The 4,886-nt window shown below is 60.1% G+C and carries 5 protein-coding genes and 1 pseudogene; 5 read left to right on the top strand and 1 reads right to left on the bottom strand.

Translation table 11 applies throughout. From position 1 onward, the window contains the following. From BLV07_RS48475 to BLV07_RS45625, 5 genes and pseudogenes are all read left to right on the top strand, one after another. A pseudogene (locus tag BLV07_RS48475) lies at positions 1-267 on the top strand (class I poly(R)-hydroxyalkanoic acid synthase); the annotation flags it as partial. A gap of 804 nt (positions 268-1,071) precedes the next feature. Continuing rightward, on the top strand, positions 1,072-1,614 hold the full coding sequence (locus BLV07_RS50025; protein ID WP_176946204.1) for a TIGR03118 family protein: 543 nt from the start codon (positions 1,072-1,074) through the stop codon (positions 1,612-1,614). Beyond that, a complete protein-coding gene (locus BLV07_RS50020) occupies positions 1,542-2,174 on the top strand; it encodes a TIGR03118 family protein (protein WP_283806626.1) in 633 nt (210 codons plus the stop codon). The genes BLV07_RS50025 and BLV07_RS50020 overlap by 73 nt, the downstream gene beginning before the upstream one ends. Before the next feature lie 218 nt (positions 2,175-2,392). Further along, positions 2,393-2,611, top strand: coding sequence for a hypothetical protein (locus BLV07_RS45630; RefSeq protein ID WP_091899132.1), 219 nt, complete (start codon positions 2,393-2,395; stop codon positions 2,609-2,611). 94 nt (positions 2,612-2,705) lie between these two features. Next, on the top strand, positions 2,706-2,894 hold the full coding sequence (locus tag BLV07_RS45625) for a hypothetical protein (RefSeq protein ID WP_091899131.1): 189 nt from the start codon (positions 2,706-2,708) through the stop codon (positions 2,892-2,894). 237 nt (positions 2,895-3,131) lie between these two features. On the opposite strand, the gene BLV07_RS45620 is transcribed toward BLV07_RS45625, so the two are convergent. Continuing rightward, positions 3,132-4,547 (bottom strand): adenylate/guanylate cyclase domain-containing protein, encoded by a 1,416-nt coding sequence (locus tag BLV07_RS45620; RefSeq protein ID WP_091899130.1) that lies wholly within the window; start codon positions 4,545-4,547, stop codon positions 3,132-3,134. Between the last annotated feature and the right edge of the window lie 339 nt (positions 4,548-4,886).

Genomic DNA, 4,886 nt, shown 5'->3' with positions numbered 1-4,886 from the left:
TTATCCGATGCTGGCCATATGGCTGGCGTCATCAGCCCACCAGGCACCAAATACGGGCATTGGGTGAACGACGATTTGCCGCCCAGTCCAGACGAATGGTTCGTCGACGCTGCGCCTCGTCAACGGTCGTGGTGGCCGCTTTGGGACGAATGGGTAACCCAATTTGACGAAGGCCGCGTTCCGGCTCGCGAACCCGGCAGCGGTGGGTTGCCGATTATCGAAAACGCGCCCGGTTCCTACGTCCGCGTGAGATCGATGGCCTTGTAGGTTACGGCGGAAGTGATCTGTCGCTGCGCGCAAATCAGAATTACGGAACGTTGATGTCCGCTCTGGCCTTAGCAGCTAATATCCCTGCGGAGCGATCCGGATGCCCCTACTTGCCTGTCCGCTTTCAAAAAAACGAGGTGTAGAAAATAGGGCTTGATCCCGGTCTCAGTATGCAAGTTCGGCATTTCCGGTATGGGTCCAGTAGCTGCCTTTGTCGCCCGGCTCAAATTAGTTCTGCTTGTGTCTCGGGAGCCGACATTCGCGGCGTCCTGAGCGAAAGTCGGAAGCGGGCCAACAGGCGACATTACGCCCGCGACCTGCCCAATGATTTCCCGCGAGCGTTCCTCGAACGCATTGAATGCTGCGAGCGGCTATCGCTTTCGCTGCGTTAGCAACGTTCAAATGGTAAACTGCCACGAGCGTTGCCCACTTCTTGATACCGGATCGAGCACACTATGATTGGGACATACATGCTGCTGTTACTGCGGTGACGGCAGCGATAACATTAATCAGTTACTTCAATACTGACGAGCCACTAATTGGTGGCTGCGTGGACCGCAGGTCGGCTCGCTGCAAATGGCTCCTGTGGAAATACAGGGCGAACAATAGCAACCTTCGGGGCACTTGGCCGGTGATTGCCGCCCATCATTTTACCTCTGCAATCAAGCATCGAAGTCCTTTGCTTGGAGCTGACGACTTCATCGCTTCCGCCTGAATCCGCCAGGCGGCATGGTTTCCAATGTTCTCGGATGAAAGACAGCTGCTCGACCTCTCAGTCAGTCGTTGCCTCATGGAGGAACAATCATGAAAGCGCCGTTCCAATCTGACCCGACGCCCGCCGACGCCGCCGATGCGGCCATCTATGTTCAGACGAATCTGGTCTCGGACATCCCCGGACTCGCCGCGGTAACCGATCCGAATTTGGTGAACCCTTGGGGCGTTTCGTTTCTCCCCGGCAGCCCCTTCTGGATCTCGGACCAGCACACCAATTTGGCCACCGTTTACCCGGTGACCGACAGCACCGATGTCTCTCCCGCGGTTCTCACTGTGAGCATCCCAACCACCGCGACCGGACCCCAGGGCCCCACGGGACAGGTCTCCAATACGAACGCCTCGTCTTTCATCCTAGACGACGACGCGAGCGCCCGCTTCATCTTCGCCGATCTCAACGGGACGATCTCCGGCTGGAACCCCGGCCTCGGGACAACCGCGTCCGTCGAAGTGACGACGCCGGCGCCGTCTATACCGGATTGGCAATCAACGAGGCTCACACGATGCTCTACGCCGCCAACACCAGCGCCGGGACCATCGACGTCTTCAACAGTAGCTTCGACCCGGTCGACCTAGGCGATCATGCGTTCAAGACCCCGGGCCAGATCGCGGCCCGGGGGCTCGTCCCCTTCAATGCGACGGACATCGGCGGCGAAGTGTATGTGACCTACGCGCCTTCCGGGCGTGATGCGCAGATAGTGGCCGACGAAGGCGACGGGGCGGTGGCCATTTTCAGCGAGAGCGGCAAACTCGAGCCGCATGGAGTGCTGCTCGGCGGCCCTCACACCCCTCTCGCCGCTCCGTGGGGCGTCGCTATCGCTCCGGACAATTTCGGCCAGTTCAGCGGCGACCTTCTGGTGGGCAATTTCAGCTTCCTGCACAGCGAAATCAACGCTTTCAACCCCCAGAACCACCAGCTCGAAGGCACCATCCCGATCTCCGCCGGTTCGGGAAACACGCCGGGCGGTCTCTGGGCCCTGACTTTCGGGGGCAGCGGCAACGACGGCAGCCCGAACACCCTCTACTTCACCGACGGCATCGACGGCGAGACGCATGGTCTGTTCGGCGCAATCGAGAGCGTGCCGCTAATTGGGGCATCGACGCCGACGCATCATTCAGACACGTTGTTGGTCTGATCGACGCCCTGAGCGTCGGCCTGTTCTGACGAAAGCAAGGCCGCACGTTACCGCGGCGAAAAAAGGCTGTGCTACCGGGACAGATGCTGCTTCGCGGCAACGGTCATAGTTCGAGGTTCGTCTTTGGAACCGCAAATCGCAAGACGCGTTTCGCGGGATGGCCCGGCGCTGTTCGCAAATCGACAACCTCCACCCCATGCAATGGAGAGGAACCGCCGATGACCCCATTGTCCCAAACCGACGCGGAGAGGTTTCGTAAGGAAGCTGAGGAGTGCCTTGAGCTGGCAGAGAAGGCCGAAAACCCTCTGGATAAGGAGGAGTGGCTGCGCCTTGCCGAGGATTGGCTGAAGCTTGCGCAAGAGGTGGAACGGAGCACACGTTTCAGCGGGGATGATCCGCTTCCGCCGTTCAGAACAAGCTTGCACGCTAACGTTTGATTTGGTGGATGGCGGACTCTTCTCGATAGGATGGAGACTGAGGCGACGATTTCTTTCGACGGGCTTGCGAGACCTGTCGTAAGGAGAAATCGCGATGACCGTTCGGGAACTGATAGCTCGATTGCAGGCGCTTCCAAACCAGGATGCACTTGTGATTATTGCGAGCGGCAATGCAAACGAGTGGCTGATAGCCACCGGCATCGTTGAGCGCGGTATTTCGGCGTCACCTGCAAACCCGGATTTCGTCGTACCAGGAAACGATTCTGGCATGGAAATCATCTAGGGCGTGTACTCTAAACTCCGCGCCGCAGATCAGGGCGTATGAGGTCCGCCGTGCCCTGATAGCGGCGCGATACCGGACCTCACCAGAGGTCCGAAAGGGGGTCAAGGGCGGCGGTAGGCGGACTTCTGCGACGGGTCGGGTCATGCCCTAGGACCGGACCTTTGGCGGCGCTGACTGGGTCTTCCGGGGCTGCCAAAAGCCGAGAGACGAATGCCGCTGGCAGGCCGGACGTTCCTTCTACGGGATCTCGTACACCACGAGCTCGTCCGCGATACCACGCAGCGATGCGCGCTGCCGCACAGGCTCGAGGCTGCTGGTCCTGAGGATCGATGAGGAACCGGGATGCTCGACGACCGCCCCGGTCGCGAAAATCGAGCGCGAGGCGGCAAGGCCCTGAACACGCGAGGCGATGTTCACCGTCTGACCGAAATAGTCTTGCCGATCGTTCACCATCACCGCGAGGCATGGTCCCTCGTGGATTCCGATCTTGAGCAGCAAGTCGCGATCGCCGTGCTTGATGCTGGACATCGCATCGCGCATGCGCAGCGCGGCCGCGATCGCGCGGTCTGGGGTAGGAAACGTGGCCATGACCGCATCACCGATGGTCTTCACCACCGCACCGGCTTCGGCGGCGATGATCTCGTTGAGGATGCGGAAATGCGCTCGCACCAGATCGTACGCAACGAGATCGCCGACCCTCTCATAGAGCTCGGTCGAGCCCTTGAGATCCGTAAACAGAAAGGTGAGGCTGGTTATTTTCAGCCGCTGGTCGACATCGAGCGTATCCGTACGATAGATGTCCCGGAACGTCTGATTCGTGAGCAGGCGCTTGGCCGTGAGGAAGGGGCGGCGCTTGCCGAGCAGGTTATGGAGCCCCTCGCCGGCGATCCACACCGCCGGCAGCACGCGCACATCGGCTCGGTTTTCCAGCGCCAGCCTCAATGGTCCAGGACGCATGTGAAGCGTCGCGCTCGGGGCACTGACTTTGTTGAAAACGACTGTGAGATTCTGGCGGTCTCGCATCGGTTCGCCCTCGACATCTAGGAACTGCGCCGCATGCGTAACCGGATCGAATACGATAACAAACTCTGCAGGCAGCTGCAGCGACAGCGATGCTCTTTCACCCGGCGGCAGTTCGATCGAGTCGATAACAATCTCGTTGATGATTTGCTCAAGATTGTCGGGCAGATCGATGCCGGTGCTCCAGAAGATCTGCCGCTGGTATTCCCACATCGATAGCGCGTGGGGATCGTGTGCGGCGATCCGCCGAATGCGCGGGTTCACCGTGAAGGAAACCTCGACCATTTCATCGAGGGTAGCTTGGTAGCCAGCGCCACAAAGCGCACAGCTGTAAGCGTCGGTGCGGACCGTCTTGAGAGAGGTGTTGGCGTCGAGCACGCCGCCACACCCTGGGCAGAGGACGTTCCAGGACAAATCGAACAGGCCGACGCGGGCCGCGTGGAGGAACGCCGCAATAACCCGCTCCTCGTCCAGCCGGTTTTTGACAGCGAAATCTAGAACGTTCACCCGGTTGAGCGCGCGGTCCGGCGCTTCGCGGACCAACGCTTCGATGGCGGTCACCGCATCGCCGTCGGCCGACTGCCGCAATACGGAGAACAGTGCTTCCGTTTCACTCGCCTGGATGCTGTCCATGGTCGAAACCTAGGCAGAACTCTCGCATCGCCAAGGGAATTGCGCGGTCACGCCCGAACTTGTGCGAACCGACGCCTGCCTGGGGGGCGGTCCGCCAGGATAACGATAGCACATCACGATGTGCTGCGCTGCGGAACTTCGATCCGGCCGAGGTCCGGAACGGGTCTTGGCCGTGTAAAAACGGCTTCAAAGGGCATCGGTCCGGAAGCTAGGAACCGCGCCTGTCTCAGGCCGCGATCGCAGTGATCAGTGGCTTGGCCCCGACGATGTTCATGACCCGTGTAAGATTATAGGCCAAGACCGAGAGTGCCATCTCGGCCGCTACTTTTGGGAGCGTTT

It is taken from the genome of Bradyrhizobium sp. Rc2d (assembly GCF_900099855.1).
Taxonomy (GTDB): domain Bacteria; phylum Pseudomonadota; class Alphaproteobacteria; order Rhizobiales; family Xanthobacteraceae; genus Bradyrhizobium.
The sequence above is the reverse complement of the archived record's forward strand: the minus strand, read 5'-3'. Positions and strand labels throughout refer to the sequence as shown.